At 62.6% G+C, this 22,431-nt stretch carries 19 protein-coding genes; 6 read left to right on the top strand and 13 right to left on the bottom strand.

All coding sequences use genetic code 11. The features are described 5' to 3' along the window. The first annotated feature begins 3 nt into the window (after positions 1-3). A complete protein-coding gene (locus AC3G7M_RS20085; RefSeq protein ID WP_489216331.1) occupies positions 4-2,244 on the top strand; it encodes a N,N-dimethylformamidase beta subunit family domain-containing protein in 2,241 nt (746 codons plus the stop codon). Between the two features lie 31 nt (positions 2,245-2,275). After that, entirely contained in the window at positions 2,276-4,231 is a 1,956-nt protein-coding gene (locus tag AC3G7M_RS20080) for a primary-amine oxidase (protein WP_489216329.1), read from the top strand. On the opposite strand, the gene AC3G7M_RS20075 is transcribed toward AC3G7M_RS20080, so the two are convergent. From AC3G7M_RS20075 to AC3G7M_RS20065, 3 genes are read right to left on the bottom strand one after another with little or no spacing between them, the layout of a single operon-like run. Further along, positions 4,232-4,963: an SIS domain-containing protein gene (locus AC3G7M_RS20075; RefSeq protein WP_489216327.1), complete on the bottom strand. Its 732-nt coding sequence runs from the start codon at positions 4,961-4,963 to the stop codon at positions 4,232-4,234. After that, complete coding sequence (locus AC3G7M_RS20070) at positions 4,960-6,465, bottom strand: FGGY-family carbohydrate kinase (RefSeq protein ID WP_489216325.1); 1,506 nt, start codon at positions 6,463-6,465, stop codon at positions 4,960-4,962. The genes AC3G7M_RS20075 and AC3G7M_RS20070 overlap by 4 nt, the downstream gene beginning before the upstream one ends. Continuing rightward, entirely contained in the window at positions 6,462-7,214 is a 753-nt protein-coding gene (locus tag AC3G7M_RS20065) for an SDR family NAD(P)-dependent oxidoreductase (RefSeq protein WP_489216323.1), read from the bottom strand. Before AC3G7M_RS20065 ends, AC3G7M_RS20070 begins: the two co-directional genes overlap by 4 nt. Positions 7,215-7,351: 137 nt before the next feature. On the opposite strand from AC3G7M_RS20065, the gene AC3G7M_RS20060 reads away from it, so the two are divergent. Both AC3G7M_RS20060 and AC3G7M_RS20055 read left to right on the top strand, forming a co-directional pair. Beyond that, positions 7,352-8,098 (top strand): MBL fold metallo-hydrolase, encoded by a 747-nt coding sequence (locus AC3G7M_RS20060; protein ID WP_489216321.1) that lies wholly within the window; start codon positions 7,352-7,354, stop codon positions 8,096-8,098. Positions 8,099-8,107: 9 nt separating this feature from the next. Further along, positions 8,108-8,467: an MmcQ/YjbR family DNA-binding protein gene (locus AC3G7M_RS20055; RefSeq protein ID WP_489216319.1), complete on the top strand. Its 360-nt coding sequence runs from the start codon at positions 8,108-8,110 to the stop codon at positions 8,465-8,467. 178 nt (positions 8,468-8,645) lie between these two features. Here the strand turns inward: AC3G7M_RS20055 and AC3G7M_RS20050 are convergent, their stop codons facing one another. The 10 genes from AC3G7M_RS20050 to AC3G7M_RS20005 all read right to left on the bottom strand — a co-directional run bounded on the left by AC3G7M_RS20050 (position 8,646) and on the right by AC3G7M_RS20005 (position 20,157). Continuing rightward, the gene (locus tag AC3G7M_RS20050; RefSeq protein WP_489216317.1) at positions 8,646-9,575 is read right to left on the bottom strand and encodes a MetQ/NlpA family ABC transporter substrate-binding protein; all 930 of its coding nucleotides are present in this window, start codon (positions 9,573-9,575) and stop codon (positions 8,646-8,648) included. Positions 9,576-9,625: 50 nt separating this feature from the next. After that, positions 9,626-10,336 carry a methionine ABC transporter permease gene (locus AC3G7M_RS20045; protein ID WP_489216315.1) on the bottom strand — a complete coding sequence of 237 codons (711 nt, stop codon included), beginning with the start codon at positions 10,334-10,336 and terminating at the stop codon, positions 9,626-9,628. Then, complete coding sequence (locus AC3G7M_RS20040; RefSeq protein WP_489216313.1) at positions 10,333-11,385, bottom strand: methionine ABC transporter ATP-binding protein; 1,053 nt, start codon at positions 11,383-11,385, stop codon at positions 10,333-10,335. The genes AC3G7M_RS20045 and AC3G7M_RS20040 overlap by 4 nt, the downstream gene beginning before the upstream one ends. Before the next feature lie 25 nt (positions 11,386-11,410). Further along, positions 11,411-12,772: an NtaA/DmoA family FMN-dependent monooxygenase gene (locus AC3G7M_RS20035; protein ID WP_489217126.1), complete on the bottom strand. Its 1,362-nt coding sequence runs from the start codon at positions 12,770-12,772 to the stop codon at positions 11,411-11,413. Positions 12,773-12,854: 82 nt separating this feature from the next. Continuing rightward, positions 12,855-14,192, bottom strand: a complete 1,338-nt coding sequence (locus tag AC3G7M_RS20030; RefSeq protein ID WP_489216311.1) for an LLM class flavin-dependent oxidoreductase — start codon at positions 14,190-14,192, stop codon at positions 12,855-12,857. A gap of 385 nt (positions 14,193-14,577) precedes the next feature. Continuing rightward, complete coding sequence (locus tag AC3G7M_RS20025) at positions 14,578-15,678, bottom strand: lactonase family protein (protein ID WP_489216309.1); 1,101 nt, start codon at positions 15,676-15,678, stop codon at positions 14,578-14,580. 44 nt (positions 15,679-15,722) lie between these two features. Continuing rightward, positions 15,723-16,745: an ABC transporter permease gene (locus AC3G7M_RS20020; RefSeq protein ID WP_489216307.1), complete on the bottom strand. Its 1,023-nt coding sequence runs from the start codon at positions 16,743-16,745 to the stop codon at positions 15,723-15,725. Next, entirely contained in the window at positions 16,742-18,241 is a 1,500-nt protein-coding gene (locus tag AC3G7M_RS20015; protein WP_489216305.1) for a sugar ABC transporter ATP-binding protein, read from the bottom strand. The genes AC3G7M_RS20020 and AC3G7M_RS20015 overlap by 4 nt, the downstream gene beginning before the upstream one ends. Positions 18,242-18,291: 50 nt before the next feature. Beyond that, the gene (locus AC3G7M_RS20010) at positions 18,292-19,371 is read right to left on the bottom strand and encodes a substrate-binding domain-containing protein (RefSeq protein ID WP_489216303.1); all 1,080 of its coding nucleotides are present in this window, start codon (positions 19,369-19,371) and stop codon (positions 18,292-18,294) included. 114 nt (positions 19,372-19,485) lie between these two features. Beyond that, positions 19,486-20,157, bottom strand: a complete 672-nt coding sequence (locus AC3G7M_RS20005) for a FadR/GntR family transcriptional regulator (RefSeq protein ID WP_489216301.1) — start codon at positions 20,155-20,157, stop codon at positions 19,486-19,488. Between the two features lie 184 nt (positions 20,158-20,341). Between AC3G7M_RS20005 and AC3G7M_RS20000 the strand changes: the two genes are divergently transcribed. Further along, positions 20,342-21,259, top strand: a complete 918-nt coding sequence (locus AC3G7M_RS20000; RefSeq protein WP_489216299.1) for an aldose 1-epimerase — start codon at positions 20,342-20,344, stop codon at positions 21,257-21,259. Further along, positions 21,256-22,428: a galactonate dehydratase gene (gene dgoD, locus AC3G7M_RS19995; protein ID WP_489216297.1), complete on the top strand. Its 1,173-nt coding sequence runs from the start codon at positions 21,256-21,258 to the stop codon at positions 22,426-22,428. Before AC3G7M_RS20000 ends, dgoD begins: the two co-directional genes overlap by 4 nt. The last annotated feature ends 3 nt before the right edge of the window (positions 22,429-22,431 follow it).

Below are 22,431 nucleotides of genomic sequence, written 5' to 3'. Positions count from 1 at the left end.
TAGATGTTGAAAATTCTCGGCTATCCTGACCGCTATAGCGTGGCACCCGGTGAGGCGATTTCCTTCCAGATTTCGCTGGAGGAAGGCGACCGTTTCGCGGCGCGCATCGTCCGCGTGGTGAATGGCGACTGCAATCCGGCCGGACCGGGGCTTGATTTGCGGCATCATCCAAGCAGTATTGACGGTACCTATCCCGGCCAGCCACGCCGCGCCGATGCCGGGTCCTACCTCATTGCGGAAAGCGTGCCCGCGCTGGCCGATTTTTCCTTCCGCGCCCTCATCTGGCCGACACTGCTCGCGCGCCGCGGCCAGGTCATCGCATCGCAATGGGATGCCGCCGGCCAATCCGGCTTCATGCTTGAGCTGGACGAAAGCAGGCTCTCGCTCGTCATTGGTGACGGGTCCGGCACCGTGGCGCGCAAAACCCTGCCGCATGTGCTGCTGGAACGCAAATGGTATGCCGTCAGCTTCAGCCTGGCGGTCGCGAGCGGCACCTTCCGGCTGTCGCTCACGCCGCTGAAAGCGGATTTCGGCACCGACGATGAAGGGGAGATCCTGGGTCACATCGCCCCGATCGCGCCCGTGACCGCGCCGTTTATGCTTGCCGGCGCACCGCAGCCGGATGGCACGATCGCTGCCCATTTCAATGGCAAGATCGAAGCCCCGGCACTGCTTGCCGACGCAGAGAGCCACGCCGTGCTGGGGGTCAGTTCCCTACCCCCCACCCTCTCGCCGAAACTCATCGCGGCCTGGGACTTTTCCGACGGCATCCGCAGCACGGTCGCGACCGACAAGGGCGCCTTTCGCCACCATGGCCGTCTGGTCAACCTGCCTGCCCGCGGCATGAAAGGCAGCGGCTGGAGTGGCCTCCATCACAGCTGGCAGGCGGCACCGGCTGAATACGGCGCCGTGCATTTTCATGAGGATGATCTTTATGATGCCGGCTGGCCGGCGGATATCGTCTGGCACTTACCGGAGGACGCCAAAAGCGGCGCCTATGCGCTGCATGTTACCTGTGGCGAGACCGAGCCCGAGGCCATGCGGGAATGCTATATCCCCTTCTTCATTCGCCCGCCGCGCGTGAAGAAGCCTGGCGTTGTGCGGCCGAAAGTCGCCTTCCTGGCCCCCACCTGTTCCTACATGGCCTATGCCAATCACGGTGAGCATATCACCGTACGCGGCGTGGAGCGGCTGATGGGCCGGCTGCTGCATTTCGGCCATCAGGATGTTTATCTCTATGATCATCCTGAGCTGTGCCATTCCCTGTATGACAAGCATGCCGATGGTTCGGGCGTCTGCTATTCCAGCCGCCTGCGGCCCAATATCAACTGTGCGCCGCGCTACCACTCCTGGCTCGGCGGTGATGGCTCAAGCCTCTATCAATACAACGCCGATACCCATCTCTTCGGCTGGCTGGCGCATCATGACATCGACTACGACATCATCACCGACGAGGATCTGCATCGCGACGGGTTTCCGCTCATCGAGGATTACAGCGTCATCCTGACGGGATCGCACCCCGAATATCACTCAACCGCCATGTGGGATGCGATGAAGGCCTGGATCGATCGCGGTGGCCGGCTGATGTATATAGGCGGCAATGGCTGGTATTGGCGCATCGCCTTCCATGACGAGCTGCCGGGCGTGATTGAGGTACGGCGCGCGGAAGACGGTATCCGCTCCTGGGAGGCGGAGCCCGGCGAATACTACCACTCTTTCACCGGCGAATATGGCGGCCTGTGGCGTCGCTGCGGGCGGCCGCCGAATATGATGGCGGGCATCGGCTTCGTCGCTCAGGGCTTTGACGTTTCAAGCCCTTATCGGCGGGCGCCGGATGCAGCCAATCCCCGCGCCGCCTTCGTCTTTGAAGGCGTCGAGGATGAGGTGATCGGCGATTTCGGCCTCATCGGCGGCGGTGCTGCGGGGATTGAGCTGGACTGCATCAATCGCCTGCTGGGCTCACCGCCCAATATCCTCCGCCTCGCCTCCTCGGAAGATCACAGTCCTTTGATGCTGCTGGTGAATGAGGAATTCACCGCGACCCTGCCCAATCTCGGTGGCGACCAGAATGAGCGCGTGCGGGCTGACCTCAGTTTTTATGAGACGCCGGCGGGCGGCGCGGTCTTTGCGACGGGTTCAATCGCCTGGTGCGGGTCGCTGCCCTGGAACAATTACGAGAACAACATCTCGCGGATCACCCTGAATGCACTTCAGCGCTTCATGGACCCGAAACCTTTCGTGTAAGATCGCCGCAGACAGAGCAGGAGAAAGATCGATGGACAGCATCGTCACCGAGACGCGGACAGCAACCCATCCGCTGGACCCGCTTTCGGGCGCGGAACTGGCCCGTGCGGCCGAGCTGATCGCGAGACACTTCGACTGGGGCGCGGATCTGCGGGTGGAGACGGTCGATCTGGACGAACCGGCGAAGGAGCTGGTGCGCGACTATATCGACGGCACCTCCTTCCCGCGCGTCGCCCGCTTCAACATCTATCGCCGTGGTGTCATGGGGGTCGTTACCGGCCGGATCGATCTCGGCAGCGGCGAATTGCTGTCGCAGATTTTCCGCGAAGACGCTCGCGCCATGGTCGCAATTGAAGAAGTGCTGGAAATCGAGAAGACCGTCAAAGCCGATCCGCGCTTTCAGGACGCGCTGCGCAAGCGCGGGCTGATCGACGATCTGGACTTCATGTGCGTCGATCCCTGGACGGTCGGCGATTTCGGCCATGCGATCGAGCAAGGGCGCCGTGTGCTCAACTGCTTCATCTGGATGCGCACCTTTCCGCTCGACAATTATTATGCCCATCCGGTGGAGGGCCTGCATGCACTGATCGATGTCAGTACCCTGGAAGTATTGGAGGTCGTTGATCACTTCGCGGAATCGGGCGATTACATCCCCGTGCCGCGCACGCCGCGCAATTATGATGGGGCTCTGCTGACGGAGTTCCGTCCGCCCTCCTCGGCGCTTGATGTGGTGCAGCCGGACGGCGCGGGCTTCACGGTCGATGGCCACAAGGTGACCTGGGAAAATTGGGATTTCCGCGTCGGCTTCAACGGGCGCGAGGGTCTGGTGCTGTATCGCATCGGCTACACGCATGGCGGCGAGCGGCGGCCGATCGTCTATCGCGCCTCGATCGCGGAAATGGTCGTGCCTTACGGCACGCCAGAACGCAGCCATTACCGCAAGAATGTGTTTGACAGCGGCGAACTCGGCTTCGGCCGCATGGCCAATTCGCTGACGCTCGGCTGCGATTGCCTGGGCACCATCCATTACTTCGATGCCGTGGTGCCGACTGTTTATGGCACGCCGCGCACCATTACCAATGCCATCTGCCTGCATGAGGAAGATGCCGGCCTGTCCTGGAAGCATTTCGATGTGCGGACCGAGCGCACCGATGTGCGCCGTGCCCGCAAGCTGGTGATTTCCTCCATCTCCACCATCGGCAATTACGAATATGCCTCCTACTGGTACCTGCATCAGGACGGGCGCATCGAATATGAGATGAAAGCGACCGGCATCATCAACACTGCCGCCTGCCACCCTGGCCAGCCTGGGAAATTCGGCACGGAAGTCGCACCCGGTATCGTCGGCCATATCCATCAGCATATCTTCTGCGCGCGGCTGGATATGGAAGTGGACGGACCGAACAACACGGTGACGGAATGCGACACCCGCGCCCTGCCGCTCGGGCCAGAGAACCCTTACGGCAATGCTTTCCTGATGGAAGAGAATCCCCTCGTCAGCGAATTGAACGCGCAGCGCGATGTGGACTTCGGCAAGAGCCGCTATTGGCGTATCACCAATCCTGAAGTTACCAACTGGGTCGGCAAACCCACCGCCTTCAAGCTGGAGCCGATGTCGGCGGTGCAGGCCTATACGCATCCCGATAGCCCCTCCGGCCGGCGCGGACGCTTCATCCAGCATCAGCTTTGGGTGACGGCCTATGACCCGGAGGAGCGTTATCCTGCCGGCGAATTCGTCAATCAGTCCAGCACCAAGGACGGGGAGTCCGAGGGCCTGCCGAAATGGACCAAGGCAGACCGCCCGATCGAGAATGCTGATGTCGTGCTCTGGCATAGTTTCGGCCTGCACCATATCACGCGGCCGGAAGACCATCCCGTGCAGCCCTGTGTGGTCTGCGGCTTTAAACTGATGCCCTCGGGCTTTTTCGATCAGAACCCGGTTATCGACCTGCCGCCAGCCGTTAACAAAAAAAGCTGCTGCGCCTGACTACAAATGCTGGTTGCGCCCCTGATAGCGCGCGACCAGCGTTGCATTGCGGTCTTTCGCGCCCGGCATATTGGCGCTGACATAGATCGGCGCGTCCGAGCCCGCCCGCGCCATGCGCGCAACGGCCTCGGCCAACAAGGCATTCAGGATCGCCGCGCCGATGACGGTCGATAGCGGACCCACTGCCGGCTGGCCCTCGGCGGCCTGAAATCCGGCGTCACCCGGCACCGTGCGATTATCGATGGCAATATCGGCGATGTCGAAAAGCCTTGTCCGGCCGGCCGCTGCCGCGCGCGAATAGGCGTCCGAGGTCACGGCGATCACGCGCGCGCCCGCGCAGCGACCATATTCCGCGGCCTCCACCGGTACGGCATTCACACCGCTATTGGAAAAGATGATGAGTACGTCGTTCGCTTCGATCGGGTAGCGCGCCAGAATTTCGGCCGCCAGCCCGCTCTCCCGCTCGCGCCTGGTGCTTTCCACCGCACCCTCATGCAGCATCAGCGCCGGCGTCAGGATCGGCACCACCGCCGCGAGGCCGCCGGCGCGATAATGCCCTTCTTCCGCCAGCATATGGGAATGGCCGGTGCCGAAGAGATAGATCAACCGGTCTGCAGACAAGGCCGTGGTGATGGCGTCAGCCGCTGCATCGAAGGCCGCTTCCTGACCGATATGCAGCTTCGCCAGGGCATCCGCGGCCAGTGCCAGATAGGCGAAAGCAGACTCCGTCATGATTTTGATCCCTGATCAGGTGCGGCGCGCGCCAGCGCCCCGGCATAGGTTCGGTATAGCGCGAAACCAGTGTCATAGCGCCCATCACCCGCCGGCTCATGCCGATGCAAAATGCGGCAGGTGACCGAGGAGGCGTCGATGATCGAGCGATACCAGCCGATCGCCGTGCCCGCGAGCAGCGCCGCACCCTTGGCGCCGAATTCACGCCCCTCCGGCACCTCAACCGGCCGGTTCAAGACATCGGAAATCATCTGCCGCCAGAAGGCGCTGCGCGCGCCGCCACCGACCAGCCGTACGCTCTCAAAATCGAGTTCCGTTGCCGCGAAACAGTCGCGAATGGCATAGGCCACACCTTCGTATACGGCGCGCAGCATATCGGGCCGACGGTGCCGCGGCGTGAGACCTGCGAAACCGCCGCGCGCACCGGGCGCCAGCACAGGCGCGATGATGCCGACCTCGCTGAGATAGGGCACATAGACAGCACCCTGCGCACCCGCCGGCGACTGTCCGGCGAGGCCAGCCAGTCTGTCATAGGCATCCGCGAGCGCCGCGATATCCGGGCACAGGGTCGCCAGCGCCCAATCGAGATTCGTCGTGCCTGCAACATTGACCATGGCGCGCAGCCAAAGATCGCCCGGCAGCGTGAACAGAATACCAAGATCAGGCGGCGTGAAAACGGGCGCCGAAACCGCAATTCCATTGAGGCAGGTGGTGCCGAGAATGCTGACCGCCGCGCCCGGCGCCAAGCCGCCGGCGCCGATCACGCTGGCCGCAACGTCCCCCGCGCCGATCGCGACCGGCGTGCCGGCGCGCAGTCCCGTCGCCATCGCCGCAGCATCCGTGACAAAGCCCGCGATGCTTTCGCAAAGCTGCGGCTCAGGCAGAAGATGGGCCCAATCCTGAAGGCCGAACAGCGTGAGCAGATGGGGCGAACGCCCGCGCGCCCTGGCACTTCCCGGAGCGACGGCGGCTTCCACGATATCGGTGGCAATGACACCGGTCAGTGTGACGCGGATGAAATCCTTGGCGCCAATCACCGCGGCCGCACAGGCCAGAAGATTGCGCTCATACCGCGCCAGATAGGCGAGCACCGGCAGCGTGCAGCCCTGCTGCATGGCGGAACCGGATTCGGCGAAAATCTTGGACATGAAGGCAGGGTCTTGCGCGATCATATCGTCGATCAGGGGCTGCGCCCGCCCATCGTTCCAGAAAATGCCCGGGCGCAGCGGGCGGCCCTGCCCATCCACAAGCCAGGCGCCGACCATGGCGCCGGATACACCAATCGCTGCAATAGTCGCGGCCGGCACCGCCATCAGCACCTGGCCAATCACCATACAGACCGCGTCCCACACCTCAGCAGGATCGGCCTCGGCCCAATCGGGATGCGGCGTCGAGATCGTGGTAGGCCGCGTCGCGGATGCAATTTCATGCCCGGCACGATCGAAAGCCGCGGCTTTCACCACGGATGTACCGATATCGATGCCGAGAAGATGCCCGCTCACAGGGCCGACCATCCTCCGTCCACCGGCAGCATGACGCCAGTAACATAGGAACTATCGGATGAGGCCAGAAACAGCGCGGCGCGCGCAATCTCATCCGCTTGCCCCACCCGCTTCATCGGCGTGCTGTCACCCAGCCGCGTGCGTTCGGCATCGCTGGTAATGGCGCCCACCATCGGCGTCTCGATCGTGCCCGGGCAGATGCAGTTCACGCGGATGCCCTGGCTTGCCCATTCCACGGCGAGTGTGCGCGTCAGGGCGATGACACCGCCCTTGGCCGCCGTGTAAGCGTCGGCCCCCGGCACGCCGGCAATCGCCATGATGGAGGCATTGTTGATGATGGCGCCGCCGCCTGCTTCCAGCATCCGCGGAATGGCGTATTTGCAGCCCATGGCTTGGCCTTTGAGATTGATGCCAAGGATCGCATCCCAGGCATCGCCTGGTGTCTCGACAATGCTCGCCATCTTGAAACGCGCGCTGGAGCTGTAGCCGACGCCGGCATTATTGAACAGCACATCAAGCTTGCCGAAGCGCTGGCAGGCGAAGTCGATCATGGCCGCGACCTGGTCTTCCTGCGACACATCGACCGTGAAGGCCGCGGCGCCGAGGTCATCCGCGACGCGTGCCGCGCCCGCGCTGTTCCAGTCGGCCACCACAACCTTCGCACCTTCTGCGGCGAAAAGGCGGCAGCTTGCCTCCCCCTGGCCAGAGGCACCGCCCGTCACCACCACAACCTTGCCGCTGAGTTTCAAGCGCGCCGTCCCTCTGCATGCCACGACATGTCACGCTACCGCGTTCCAGGTTAGTCGAGAAGGGTTCCGCATTGTCATGCCACCCTGTCTACCCTAAAAACTTTCTCGGAATAATCTGCGGATTGAAAGGATGCAGGATGCGCGTTTCACCACAGATTCATCTTGTGGCCAGCGGCTTTATGGGGTTTTCGCTGACGGACGCTTATGACTGCAACGCCTGGCTGATTGAAACTGGTGACGGGCTTGTCCTGTTCGATAGCGGCGCAGGACGTGACATCGCGCCATTGCTTGGCGAATTGATGGACAATGGCCTCGATCCCGCCGATCTCAAACACATCTTCCTGACACATGCGCATGCCGATCATTCAGGCGGTGTGGCGCCGATCCTCTCGCAGCTCCCTCAAACCGTCACGCTCCATGCCGGGCGAGAAGCCGCTGTCCGCATGCAATCCCATGACGAGACGCGCATCAACCTCGATACCGCCCGGCGGTTCGGCGTCTATCCCGACAGCTATCAGTGGCAGGGCGCCACGATCGATGATGTGCTGGCCGATGACAGTGTCACACGCATCGGCGCGGCCAGCATCCGCATGGTGGAAACGCCGGGCCATAGCGCGGATCACTGTTCCTTTCTCGTGACCCTCGGGGAAAAGACCATGCTCGTTGCCGGCGATGCCGTCTTTGCCGGCGGCACGGTCATTTTGCAGGATATTCCCGATTGCAGCGTCTCCGCGACGCTCGCGAGCATCCGGCGCCTCGCCGCGCTCTCCTTTGACACGTTCCTTCCGGCGCATGGCGCTTTTGCCCTGTGCGAGGGCATGCGCCATGTGCGCAAGGCGGCGGAATTCGCGCAGCGCGGCCTCGCCCCGCCATCTTTGGCCTGACGGCGGGCCATGACGCGCGATGGTTTCAATACCTTCTGCGGCGGCCTGAAGGCCACCACCCATGTCGTGCAATGGGGTGGGTCGGATGTTTGGAAGGTCGGCGCCCGGGTCTTCGCCATTGGCGTTCCTCAAGGCCGGACGATGCTCATTACCTTCAAGACCAGCCCGATGTCCTATGACCTGCTGAAGGACCAGCCTGGCCTGCGGCCCGCGCCCTATCTTGCTTCGCGCGGGCTGAAATGGATTCAGCATCATGGCAAGCCAGGCCTATCGGACCCTGATCTGCGCGCCTATATCGTAGAATCCCACCGGCTCGTGGTACTGGGCCTGTCGCGCAGACAGCATGCCGAACTCGGCCTGCCCATCTGAGCGCGCCAGACCCACCCCGCCCGAAGCAGCCAGAAGGAAAATTGTGGCCGTCGAGAATTCGCTCGACCCACGCCTGCTGGATGTGGTGCGTGCCTATGGCGGCGGTCCCGTCACCGCGCGCGTCTGCGCGCCGGCCTGCCCATCATCCTGGGCGGCATCCGGGTCGCGCCCCCCGCCCCTATTGCGATGATGCGACCGTGCCTGGCGCGCTCGCCGGCTGAATCATCGGCTTGGTCCGCGGATCGGTCGCAATGAAGGCCTGCAGGCGCGGGTCCTCGAAGGTTGCGATGAGCTTTCTGATATTGTCGCTGCCTTTAAACTGAGAGCCGATCGTAAGGACGGATGCGAACTGATCCGGCGAGCGGGGGCTATAAATCAGATCTTCCGCGGGCAGCTTCGCCGAGAGAAAAGACTCCGCATAGCCGACCGCCGCATCCAATGACTGCAAGCCGCGTGGCTGCGCACCCAGATCGAGCAGAACCCAACGGAAGTTATGCGGATTGGACTGAATATCCGGCAGGCCCGCGGTCCAGCGCTGGACACCATCCTTGATCTTGATCAGCCCGGCATTCTCCAGCAGCCATAGCGCCTGCGCCTCATTCGCCGGGTCGGCTGGGAGCGAAATCGAAGCCCCATCCGGGATATCGCCGAGATGGGCGTATTTCTGCGACCAAACGCCAAAGACCCAATGAAAGATCGGACCCGTGCCGGGCTCTTCCTTGAAGCTGGGATTGGCGGCAAGCACCTGCCCCAGCCAGAAGCGGTGCTGAAACACCGTGCCAGCGATCTGCCCCTGGCTGACCGCACGATTGATCTGCGTGCTGTCGCCAAGCGATACGCCTTCAACCTTGATGCCATGCGCTGGCGCCAGCGTCTGCGACACATAGCCGATCAGCGCCTGCTCAGCCGAATCGCTGTCCAGATAGGCCACTTTCAAAACGCTTCCTGGCGTCTCGATGGTCGAGGTCGTGCCGGCGGTGCGCAGCGCGACCACGCCACCGGCGATGATGGCGACAGCCGCAACGCCGCCCACAAGCCAGGGCCAGCGGCGGCGGCGCTGCACCGCGAAGCCGCGGCTGCCGTCTTTATCCGGGGGAGAAATGGCCATGTTCGATGCATTCCTGAAGAGGGATTTGGGATTGGGAGGAAGAGGAAGACTCAATAAGGCTGTGCGCGCCGCGCCAGGAAATCGCCCACCAGCTGCACCAACGCGACTGTCAGGATCAGAACGATGACGGTCGCCACCATCACCGTATGATCGAAGCGCTGGTAGCCGTAGGTCACGGCCAGATAGCCGATGCCGCCTGCCCCGATTGTGCCGGCAATCGCCGAATACTCGATCATCGCGATCGTATTGATAGTGATGCTGCCGATGATCGTCGGCCAGGCTTCGGACAGCTGCACGCTGCGGATGACCTGCAAGGTCGAGCCGCCTGAGGCGAGGCCGAGATCGGCGAGGCCTTCCGGCAGGTCGCGCAATGCATTTTCAACAAGCCGCGCGAAGAAGGGCGTCCCCGCCACCACCATCGGCACGATGGCCGCCGGCGTCCCGATCGTCGTGCCGGTGATGAGCAAGGTGAACGGGATGATGGCCGCCATCAGAACGAGGAATGGCAATGAGCGGCCAAGGCTGATCACCAGGCTGAGCGCGCTGCTCAGCCGCCGGTTCGGAAACAGGCCGCGCGGCCCGGCATTATAGGCGAGGACGCCAAGCGGTAGGCCGAGTGCCACGACGATGACCATGACAATGCCGACCATCAGCAGCGTCTGCCCGTAGGCAGGGATCAGCAGGCCCGGCAAGGCCGAGAGCGGCGTATCCGGCAGGGCCGGCCGCAGGGTGACGACGGTCGCCACGGCGCCCGCGCTCATGCCACCCGCTCCAGCTGCGCGCCCGCGGCGGAGACTAGGTCAGCACCGCGCCCCTCCCCAGCCTCACCGCCGTCCAGGCGGGCGACGGCCGCACCCCGGCGGCGCAGCGCCGCACCCAGGCGCTCACCGGCGCCGGCAGGAAGGCCCAGAACGGCCTGCCCGACCCTGACATCGCCGATCGTCTCATTGGCCGCAAAGAAGACCTCCGGCGTGATGCCGATCTCGGTAGTCAGCGGCCCAAGCCAATCCTGCAGCTTGGGTGCCAGGGGATAGCTCACCCGCCAGATCTCGGTATCCGCCGCATGCGGCGGCACCTCCACGGCAGGCAGCAGGGATTGGCCAAGGGAGGAGGCCGGGTTGCCGAGCAGATCAAGCAGGCTGCCGGTTTCAACGACGCGGCCATGGGACAGGCGGGCGACGCGGTCTGCGATTTTCCGCACAACCTGCATGTCATGCGTGATCATGATCACCGTGAGGCCGAGATCGGCGCGGACTTCCTTGATGAGCGCGATGATGGAGGCTGTATTCTCCGGGTCCAGGCCCGAGGTTGCCTCATCCGCCAGAAGAACGGACGGCCGCAGTGCCAGAGCGCGGGCAATGCCGACGCGCTGGCGCTGTCCACCCGAAAGCTGGTGCGGGTAGTGATGCGCATGCGCGAGCATGCCGACGCGGTCTAGCAATTCGCTGACGCGTTCCTTCTGCTGGGTCTCGACGACCCCCATATATTCCATCGGCAGCGCGACATTCTCAGCCGCAGTGCGCCGGCTGAGCATGTTGGAGGCCTGGAAAACGGTACCGATGGATCGCCGCGCCGCGGGCAGCAAAGCCTCAGGCAGCGTGGTAAGATTGACGCCATCGACGATGATCGAACCCGAAGTCGGACGCTCCAGCAGATTGATGCAGCGGGCCAGCGTGCTTTTCCCGGCGCCACTAGGCCCGACGACCGCCAGAATCTCGTTACTTTCAACCTGAAGATCGATGTGCTCGAGCACGTTAGCCGTGCGCGAACGGGTCACATATGTTTTGGTAAGCGAATCGAGCGTGATCATGATGTCCTTTCAACGGCGTGGCCGTTTATCCGGCGGCGCGCGGGATCTCGGCGTCCGGCTGTGAAAAGGCCCCGCGATAGGCGGCCGCGGGATGGCGATCGACGAGCCGTGCCGAGCGGCCAGGGAAAAGACGCTCGCGGAAACTGCCCTCGGCATAGTCCTTCTGCGCCAGCCCGCGATGCTGCAAAACTGGAATGACGCCCTCGATAAACTCGGCAAAGGAACCCGGGGTGGTGTGATAGATCATATTCACGCCATCGATCCCGGCTGCCTGCCACTCGCTAAGCTGATCGGCGATCGTCTCGGGTGTGCCGATAATCTGGGTGCTCAGCGCATAGGCCCGGCCCAGATCCGCGACGGTTGCGCGCTGCCCGGGATTGCCTTCCTCAAAGGCGCGGATAAGACCCTGCACGCCCTCGATCTCGAGATCATCCACGGGACGCCCCGGATCAAGCAGACCAAGATCGACCCCAAGATCACGGCTGATATGGGCGAGCAATCCATCGACGCTGATATCCTCGGCCAGGTCACGCGCCTTGCGCTGTGCCTCCGCCTCCGTGCCGCCCACGACGAAGGAGAGCCCCTGCACGAAAAGCAGGTCATCGGCATTGCGTCCCGATGCCCGCACAAGGGCCCGCGTCTCCTCTATCTGCCGCCGCGCGCCTTGCGGATTGACCGCGGCGATGAAGGTACCCTCGGCATGACGCGCCGCAAAGGCGCGTCCGGCCCGCGACGATCCGGCCTGGAACAGAACAGGCGTCCTTTGCCGCGACGGCTGGCTGAGATGCGGCCCGAGCACCTTATAGCGCTGGCCATGGTGATGGATGCGGTGAACCCGCGCCGGGTCCGCATAGACATTCCCGGCCTTGTCATCGCGAACCGCGTCTTCGTCCCAGGAGCCCTCCCAGAGCTTGTAGACGACATCGACATATTCCTCAGCCCAACGATACCGCTCGTCATGCGGGACGATACGGTCGAAGCCGAAATTCTGAGCGGCATTGTGGCTGACGCTGGTGACGATATTCCAGCCGACGCGCCCCTTGCTCAGATGGTCGAGGGTGGAGAGTTTGCGCGCAAAGTTGAAGGGATGTTCCTGAAGAATGGAACTGGTCAGAACCAGCCCCAATCGCTCGGTCGACTGGATCAGCGCCCCGACGAGCGCCCCGGAATCATTGATCGGGATCTGCACCGCCTCACGAATATAGGTGTCCCAGGACTCCTTGAAGATCGCGTCGACGCCCAGAATATCGGCGACAAAAAAGGCATCGAACTTGCCTTTTTCGAGCAATTTGACGAGAGAGACCCAGGTTTCCAGATCGTTGAATAGTGTCTGCAGGCTTTCCGGGCGGCGCCATAGGCCGTGATAGACATGGGACACGGCATTCATCGAGAAGCCGTTGAAGATCAGGCGTTTTGTCACGGCATTATCCTGGGGGGATGGAGAGGATGGCAGCCAAGGCGATGCGCCGTCATCCGGCCAGCTGGCGAGGAAGGAAACGGTTCGAGTGCCGGGCAAGGCCGAGATGATCGCGCAGCGTATTGCCTTCATAGCTCTGACGGAACAAACCCCTGCGGCGCAGGATCGGGACGACATGATCGACGAAGGCCTCAAGCCCGGACGGCTGCACATCGGGCATGAGATTGAAGCCATCGACAGCGCCGGCCAGGAACCACTCGCTGATCGCATCGGCCAGCTGTTCCGGCGTGCCGATCACCAGGCGATGCCAGGTGATCACACGATCCAGAAGCTGCCGCACGGTCAGCCGCTCGCGCCGCGCCAAATTGAGCACGACATCACGCGCACCCTGTGACACGCGGGACAGTTCCGTGGTCTGCAGCAGCCAATCGGGCAGCGGCTTGTCCCAGGACAGGGCGTCGGCATCAACCCCCAGTTGCCAGGCGAAATTGTGCAGCCTGCGGTCACCCGCCAATTCATTCAGGGCATCGGACCGCGCCCGCGCTTCCGCCTCGGTACCACCCAGAATGAAGGACAGTCCAGGCAGAATGCGCACGGCGTCGGCGGGGCGGCCCTGCGCCGCGGTCAGCCGCCGCAACTCGCGCGCATAGGCGCCTGCGTCCTGCAGCGAGGCCTGGGCCGCAAAGACCATGTCGGCGTGACGCGCAGCCAGCAGTAGACCGGCGGGCGATCCGCCGGCCTGCACCAAAACCGGCCGCCCCTGCGGCGAGCGCGGTACATTGAGCGGCCCCGCCACATGATAATGCGTGCCGCGATGATCGATCCGGCGCACCGAACCGGGCGCCGTAAATCGCCCGGTATCCTGCTCGACAATCAATGCGTCATCATCCCAGCTATCCCACAGCGCTTTGACAACATCAACGAACTCCTCTGCCCGCGCATAGCGCTCGGCACGAGGAAGATGAGGTTGTGCGCCAAAATTCTGAGCTGCTGCGGCATCCGCCGTGGTGACAATATTCCAGGCGGCGCGGCCGTGGCTCAGATGGTCGAGCGAAGAGAAACGGCGCGCAACGTTGTAAGGCTCCTCAAACGAGGTCGAGACGGTGCCGATCAGCCCGATATGGGAGGTCACCGAGGCGAGCGCAGACAGCAAGACGATCGGGTCGAGCGCCAGCGGCGGCCCCGCGAGAGGACCGTCACCCTTTGCGGTAAGAGACGGGATATCGGCCAGAAAGATTGCATCCAGCGTGCCGCGCTCGGCGACGCGGGCCAGATGCGTCCATTGCTCCAGCTTGATGAAGCCCAAGGGATCAGCAAAGGGTGCACGCCAGGCGGCGGGATGCATACCGTCCGACAGCACGTTCAGCCCGAGATGGAGGCGACGTGTCATTCTCTGTGCCTCAGGACATTGTGATGACGCGGTCGGGGGGCGATGCGCCGATGATCGATCGACGTCATAGCCTGGTACAGGGCGTCGTGGCGGCAGCGCACTATGCCGGCATGCCGGATGCTACGCGTGATGGCCGAGGAGGGCAGGCCACCCTGGCGGCAGTGGAGGGTCAGCATGACGCAAGGTCGATAATACGAATAAGTATCGGTCTTTCAAACATAACCCTATAATTGTACTATTGTGTTGGGTGCGTCTAATATAAAATCGCAATTCAGGCGTATATTTTTGACAACGCTGATGCCCTTCCCGCGCGGCTAGTGCGGGTTTGGCGTCGCGACATATCAGGGAATTGCAGCAGCAGCAGTAGCAGTAGCAGTAGCAGCAGCTATGGGTTGGCCACGGTCACGACGCACATGGGCGCCTTGATCGGGAAACTGCTGGCGAAGGATAGAGCACCGGTTGTGGCGTCGATCGCAAAGACCGCAATCGCACCGCTGTCCTGGTTGCCGACCAGCAGGTAGCGGCCATCGGCGCTCATCGCCATGCTGCGTGGTGTCCGGCCTTCAGACGGCCAGCAGCCGGCCAGCTGCAATTCACCGCTTGATGCATTGACGCGCAGCAGGCTGATCGTATCCGGCCGACGGTTGCTGACATAGACGTGGTCCCCGGCACGGCCCATGACAATGCCAGCGGCATAGCGATCAGGCGCCTCTACGTCCGGCGGCAGGACCGACACCGTTTGACCCAAGGTGAACCCGTCGCCGTCCTTCACCAGAACCGAGACGGTCGATGCCATTTCATTGACGACAAAAAGGCGCGTGCCTCCGCGATCATAAACGAAATGCCGCGGCCCGGCGCCCGGTGGCATGGCGATGATGCAATCCGGCTCCTGTCCTATCCGTCCCGAAGCAGCATCGAAGGCATAGATCAGAACCGCGTCGCTGCCGAGATCGGTGGCAGCGAGGCGGCCATCGGGCAATTGCTGAATGCAATGCGCATGGCTGCGCTCCTGCCGGACGGCATCGGGGCCGCCGCCGCGCCGGCTGACCGCGCTGCTCGCAGGCTTGATCGTCCCGCCTGCGACCGGAAACACGGCGAAGGCGCTGTCCGGCCCTGCACCTTCTGGGCGCATGCTGTAGTTTGCCACGACGACATGCTGGCGTGCCTGATCAAGGGATACGAAACAGGTCAAATGGCCGAGGGTTGGCTGCGTATTCGTCATGGCCAGCCTGGCCGTAGCGGGCTCAAACCGATAGGCCGTGAGACGGCCTTGCGGCCAGTCCATCACCTCGCTTGCCGCGTAGAGGGTTGAACTGGTTTCGTCAAAGGCGAGGTAGTGCGGATTGACAGCATCTGCTGTGACAGAGAGCGTGCTGAGGTGGCCGTTTGTCTCATCCAGCCGCAGAACATGAATGCCCGCGCCACCCTTTGCCTCGAAATGTGGAACGGGGCGCGTGAGAGTTCCCACAAAAACCAGCGAGCCCATTCTATAATCCTCGCGCGCCGCCGCTCGCGGACAAGGCGTCATGGTCAGGGCAGGCCGACGCCCCGGGTATTGGCGCGTCGCTGCTGGATGACGACGGCAATGATAAGCAAGGCACCTTGCGCGATGTCCTGCCAAAAGCTGTTCACGTTCAGGATAATCAGCCCGTTCTCCAGCACGCCCAGCAGAATAACAGCCAGGATCGTGCCGACGATGGTGCCGCGGCCGCCTTGCAGGGCGACGCCGCCCAGTGCGGCGGCGGTGATCGACTGCAATTCCAGCCCCTGGCTGCCGGATGTCGGCTGGCCGGACCCCGTGCGCGCGGTCAGAAGGATACCTGCCAGACCCGCGACCAGTCCCACCAGCATATAGCAGCCGACGATATAGCGGTTGAGCGGAATGCCGGCCAGGCGCGCGGCCGTGGCATTGCCGCCCACGGCGTAGATGTTGCGCCCGATATCAGTGAAATGCAGCATCACCTGAATGAGGGCTGCAACCACGACGAGTATCCAGATCAGCACCGGTATGCCGATAATGTCCCCGCGCGCCAGGAAGACGAAAAGGTGATCCATCCCCGTATAACCCTGCGCACGGCCATCTGAAATAAGATTGGCCATGCCACGAAAGGCCGCGAAAGTTGCCAGCGTCGCGATGACCGCATTGACACGGCCGTAGATGATGATGATGCCATTGAGCAGGCCGAGGCAAAGCCCGAGCGCCAGCGCCGCCGCAATACCCGCGAGCGCACTGCCTGTCGCCGTGAAGACCATGGCCGAGAGCACGGAGGTCAGCCCCGCCTGGCTTCCGACCGAAATATCAAGCCCGCCGAGCAGCATGACGACGGTCTGCACGACAGCCAGGACGCCCACAATCGCGATGGTCGTGCCGATCGTCGCGATATTGCTGGTATAGAAAAAATTACTGTTCTGGGCGCCGATGAAAATGACCAGCACGACAAGCGCCAACAGCAGGCTCACATTCTGCACGCCGACAGCCGCCAGCACCCGGCGCGGCAATGCGCTGTGCGCGGCGGTTGCCATCTTGACCGGCTCTTGGGCAGAGGTCGTCATGCCGCATCCTCCAGAATGGCGAGGCTGAGAATCTTTTCTTCCGTTGCCTCCGCCCGGTTCAACTCACCCCGCACCCGCCCGCCCTGCATGACGATGATGCGGTCCGCGAGGCCCAATACCTCCGGCAATTCGGAGGAAATGACGAGGATGGCGCTGCCCTGCGCCGCGAGCTTGTCGATGATGGCGTAGATATCCGCTTTGGCACCGACATCAACGCCGCGGGTCGGCTCATCCAGGATCAATAGTTTTGCATCGCGCGCCAGCCAGCGGGCGAGCACGGTCTTCTGTTGATTGCCACCCGAGAGCGTCGATACGTCCTGATTGATGGTGGGTGTGCGCACGCGCAATTCCTGAACATAGCGCTGCGCGATACGGCTTTCTTCGCGCCGGCTGACGAAGTGCCATTTCTGCAGCCTCCCCAGCACGGCGAGACAGATATTATCCCGTACCGACCGCTTCATCAGCAGCGCCTGCTGCTTCCGCTCCTCCGGTGCCAAGGCAAGCCCCGCGCGCACTGCATCGCGGGGCGAGCGCAAGACCAAGCGCTTGCCCTCAACCTCCACATGGCCGGACAGGATCGGCGTATCGCCGATGATGGCATGGGCAAGCTCGGTGCGGCCGGCGCCCACCAAGCCGGCCAACGCCACCACCTCCCCGGCCCTCACCTCAAAGCTGATGTCACGCACGTCTGTCGTGGTGACTTCATGCACGCGCAGCACGCTGCGGCCGATGCTGCGCGGGCTACGCGCGAAGAGTGCCGACAGATCACGCCCCACCATCATACGTACCAGCTCCGGCTCGCTGGTCTCGGCGGCGGCGCGTTCGCCCACGGACGTGCCGTCGCGCAAGACAAGGATGCGGTCGGCGATACGGAAGATCTCCTTCATGCGATGAGAGACATAGATGATGGCGATGCCTTCGGTCTTGAGTTGCGCAATCAGGCGGAACAGGCTTTCCACCTCATGATCCGAAAGTGAAGACGTCGGTTCGTCGAAGGCGATGACGCGCGCACCGCCAGTCAGCGCGCGCAAGATCTCCACCACCTGACGCTGCGCCGGTGACAGCGTCCGGCCCATTTGCTCAGCGCGCAAAACACCCGTGAAACCGTAGCGCGCCAAATCCTGCTCCAACTGTCGGTGCAGCGCGCCGCGATCGAAGATGCGGCCCCGGCGCGGCAGGTCACCGGCATAGACATTCTCAGCAACCGAAACATCGGGGATGATCTCGGGTTCCTGCACCACCACGCGCACGCCGGCACCACGGGCGGCATGCGGCGTGGCGAAGACCATGCTTTTGCCATCCACGGCAATGCTGCCGCTGTCCGGCTGATGAACACCGCTCATCAGCCGCAAGAGGGTGGATTTGCCGGCCCCGTTCTCTCCCAACAGGGCCAGCACTTCCCCGGCACGGGCATTCAGCGACACGCCGCGCAGCGCCTGGACCACGCCAAAGCGCTTCGCGACATTGTCCATATGCAGCAGAACCGTACCGGTCATGGTCTCTTGCCTCGCACGCGTGTCAGCCGATCCCGTATCGGATCGCGCCTCTAGCTGCAGCTGCCCATGACACCCTTCCAGGTCTCGGGCGTCACAATTGTTGTCTTTGCAATCGTCTTGGGCGGCAGCGGCGTGTGATTGCGGATGCTATCAACCAATACCTGCACTGCGGCGCTGCCGACGTCATGACCGCTGATGAACAGCGCGGCCTTGTTGCCGGACGCCTGCCCAGCCTGCCAGTCTTTACAGGTCAAGTAGGCACCAAGGCCGACGCCGATGATATTGTCCGGCGTCATGCCGGCATTGGCCAGCGCCGTAACGGCGCCGGTTTCGTTCTCATCATTGCAGCCCCAGACAATCCAGTGCTTGATCTGCGGATTGGCCGTGAGCACCGCGCCGGTGCGGTTCTGGGCATCGACCACGGAATTATCCGTGCCAATCTTGATGACAGCCGGAAGATCGGCGCCGGCCGCCGATTTGAAGCCATCCTCCTCGCCATGCTCACGATCCTGGCAGACGGAAAGCTGTTGCTCGAAAGCGGCGGCAATCTTCGTCCCCTTCGTATCCCAGCCTGCCTTCTTGTAGAGCTGACCGGCGGCTTCACCCACTTTGAAGCCCATCTGATAGCCATCGAAACCGACGAAGGGGGCAACCGTCCCCGTGCCGCTCTTGATCGGATCATCGGAGGAGACAAGCGGGATCTTGGCCTGACCGGCCATATCGATCACCTGCGGGCCGATCTGCTGGTCCGGCACGACGATCGCAATCCCACCCACCTGCTGACCGATCATCACGTTCATCGCACTGATCGCCGCATTGGAATCCATCTGCACGTTGATGACATTGACGTGGACATTGCCGAGCGCCTTAGCCTCATCCCGCGCGCCTTGCGCCTCATCGACGAAATACTGCTGATCGCCCTGTTTCTGGATATAGGCGATCGTCAAAGACGTATCCGCGGCATAAGCCGCCGACAGAGGGCCGATGACACCTAATCCAATGGCAGACATGGCAGCAATTGTCGCAGCCGACTTGATCCGATTCATGAACTCATCCCCCACTATTACTTTTTTATTTGTTCTTACTAAGAACCGATCGAAGAATACCACCGATATTCTCTTTTCAAACACGGCAGGCGCCTATCCTTGCCCTTCCTGGAATTTTCCACGACGGCTGAAGTCTCGGGTCATCAAATGTCGGATGATTAAAATAGTCAAGTCCGTCTTATGCCCGTCGCACTTATATCACGAGACCTTTTTCACCGCCTTGGCACCGAGATGCAGATCCTTGGCCGCCACCGTCAAAAGCCGGCGCATGGCCCGGTCCGCCCTCTGCTCGCTGCGCAGCCTGATCGCCTCCAGCACCTCGGCATGAACATCGAAAGCTTCATCGTCAGACATCGCCGTTTCTGTCGATATGCGAAAAGCCGCCAGCAAGACCGACGAGATCGTGCTGCCCCATTGCTCCAGAAAAATGTTCCCGCTCGCACTCAGCACGGCGACATGAAAATCGAGATCGGCTTCAACGCGCTCGCCGAGCGTGGCGGCGTCCCGCATGCGATGGAAGGCATCCTCCATCACCGCAAGCTGCGCGGCCGTGGCGTTGGACGCCGCCAGCGCCGCCGCGCCAGGCTCGATCAGCAAACGGCATTGCAACAGGCTGGCAAGAAATCGCTGGTCGAGTTCCGGCCCGCACCAGGACAGCAATTCCGGGTCCATCAGGTTCCAGCTCGCGCGCGGGCGGATGCGCGTGCCTGTCCGCGGTCGCACCTCCACCATGCCCTTGGCACTCAGAACTTTGATGGCTTCGCGCATTGCAGATCGGCTGACGCCCAGCTCGTCACTCAAGTCCTGCATGCTCGGCATCAGCGCGCCGGCCGCAATCTCCCCGGAAAGAATGCGCCGGGCGAGGTCCATCACAACATTCTGGTGAACCCGCGGCCGTGCGTTATTTCCGACTTGCATATCTTATTCATCCTACTATTGTCGTCATCAATCATACTGTTTCCCACCTGTAAGGGAAGCGAAAGACAGGGAAACGGGAGAAAAAATGTGTGCCCCCTGGGCGAGCCAGCAAGGTCATCATCCGGTTTGAAGACGAATGGGCGGTAATCGGTTTGTGCTGTCATACGGTCCGTTGACGGTCGATCTTGACCGTCGCGGGGCGGTGATCTGTGGCTTTCGCTGGTGTGACGCCGGTGGCGTTCCCCACCTCCTGATGCGAGACGGCAGCGGGCATGATGGCGATCCGCTCACCGCAAGCTGCTTTCCGCTTGTGCCTTACTGCAATCGCGTGCGGGGCAACCACTTTCAGGTCGCGGAGCGCGGCTACCGGCTTTTGCCCAATCAGCCCTGGGACCGTCATTCCCTCCATGGCGACGGGTGGCTCAGCGTTTGGCAGGTTCTGGCACAATGCGAGGCCAGCATCCGCTTCGGGCTGCGGCGGACAGCGGACGCACAAAGCCCCTATGATTATGAGGCGGAGATCGCCTATGAGTTAACGACACATCCTCAGCCAAGGCTGACCGTCACATTGTCGGTCCGCAATCGCTCGGCAGAAAGCATGCCGTTTGGACTAGGCCTGCACCCCTATTTTCCGCTGACGCCGCAGACCACGTTGCGTGCAGACGCAACCGGCTTCTTTCCCGAAGAGGCGGAGTTCCTGCCAGGGGCGATGACCGCCATCCCGGCCGATCTGAATTTCTCCGCAGCCAGTCCCCTGCCACGGCGCTGGATCAACAACGGTTTCAAGGGCTGGAACGGCACGGCAGAGATCATCTGGCCGGAGCATGCCCTCGGCTTGCATATCGAAGCGGATGCTGGCTTTCAGGATTATTTCGTATTCATGCCCCATAAGATCTTCGAGCCGAATTTTGCCGGTGATCACTTCTGCTTTGAAGCGATGACCCATCAGGCTGATGCCCACCACGCGCCTGATCTCGGCGGCCTCAGGCTGCTTGCACCCGGCGCGGCTATGAATGGCCGCGTCTCCTTTATGCCCAAGAGGTTGATCGCATGAAAATCACCGGTATTCGCACGCTCGTCGTCAATGCCGAGATGCGCAACTGGATTTTTGTGCGCGTCGATACCGACCAGCCGGGCCTCTACGGCTGGGGCGAAGCGACCCTTGAATGGAAGACCCGCGCCGTCACCGGCGCTGTGGAGGATCTGGCACCGCTCATCATCGGTCGTGATCCGCGCGACATCGAAAATCTTGTGCGCATCATGCACAAGCATGGCTTTTGGCGCATTGGCGTCATTGGCAGCAGCGCTATAGCCGGCATCGAAGTGGCGCTTTGGGATATTCTGGGTAAAAGCGTCGGCCTGCCGGTCTGGCGCTTGCTGGGCGGCAAGACGCGCGATCGGGTGCGGGTCTATACCCATCTCGGACTCGGCGAGATCAACGCTGTCTATAATACGATGGAAGCAGGGCCACTGATCGATCGCGCCCATGAAGTGCTGGCGCTTGGCTATAGCGCCATGAAGGTCGTCTTCATCCCCTATACCCATTACACCGCCCCGGTCCGCGCAATCGACCAGGTGGCGCGCATGATGCAGGATCTGCGCAGTGCGGTGGGCGAGGATGTCGAACTCATGGTCGATTTTCACGGCCGCTGCGCCTCGGCCGGCTCGGCCCTGCAATATATCGACGCCCTGGCTGCCGGCCGCCCGCTTTTCGTGGAAGAGCCATTGCCGCCGCAAGATATCGCTGGCCTCAAATCGATCGCGGCGCGCAGCCATGTCCCGCTTGCGGCCGGTGAGCGGCTGGTTGACCGATGGGAGTTCGAGCCCTTCTTTCAGGCCCGCGTCATCGACATCGCACAGCCTGATCTCTGCCATGTCGGCGGCTTCACGGAAGCGCGCAAGATCGCGGCCATGGCCGAACTCGCCGGCGCCGGCATCGCGCCACATAATCCCCTTGGGCCTTTGGCGGGTGTCGCTGCCCTGCATTTCGACATCGCGACCCCGAACTTCGTCATTCAGGAGGAGATGGTCGGTGCCGTCCCCTGGTATGGTGACGTATTACACGGGCCGATCCGCATGGTGGACGGATACTGGCAAATCCCGGACGCGCCCGGCCTTGGTGTCGAAATCGACGAGGCGGTGGCGGCGAAGCATCCCTTCAAGCAGGAAATCATGGCCGCGACCGAGGCGGTTCTGCCGGACGGCACAGTGGTTGATTGGTGAAGA

This window comes from Acidisoma sibiricum (assembly GCF_057837225.1).
The sequence above is the reverse complement of the archived record's forward strand: the minus strand, read 5'-3'. Positions and strand labels throughout refer to the sequence as shown.